Consider the following 292-nt stretch of genomic DNA (forward strand, 5'->3'; position numbering starts at 1 on the left):
GACGTCAGGTTCGACCGGTTCGGCCGCTTCCATAGTGCTTGCGGATATCGGGTGTGAAGAGTGCGAATTGTTGTGGCCGACGCCGTTGCCCGATGTGACGCCTGGTTCGTTTAGTTCGCCGGCCGCCGATGCCTTTGCAGAGGCCGAGTGTGACGGGTGCGGCGAGTTGCCATGGCCGCCACCACTATTACCCGGTGCGACGTCAGGTTCGACCGGTTCGGCCGCTTCCATAGTGCTTGCGGATATCGGGTGTGAAGAGTGCGAATTGTTGTGGCCGACGCCGTTGCCCGAT

At 61.6% G+C, this 292-nt stretch carries 1 protein-coding gene; it reads right to left on the reverse strand.

Annotated elements, in window-relative coordinates:
* A partial coding sequence (locus C7G61_RS45810; protein WP_210205942.1) for a hypothetical protein occupies nt 1-231 on the reverse strand: 231 nt, incomplete at its 3' end.
* Between the last annotated feature and the right edge of the window lie 61 nt (nt 232-292).

This window comes from Bradyrhizobium algeriense, from assembly GCF_003062295.1.
Classification (GTDB): domain Bacteria; phylum Pseudomonadota; class Alphaproteobacteria; order Rhizobiales; family Xanthobacteraceae; genus Bradyrhizobium; species Bradyrhizobium algeriense.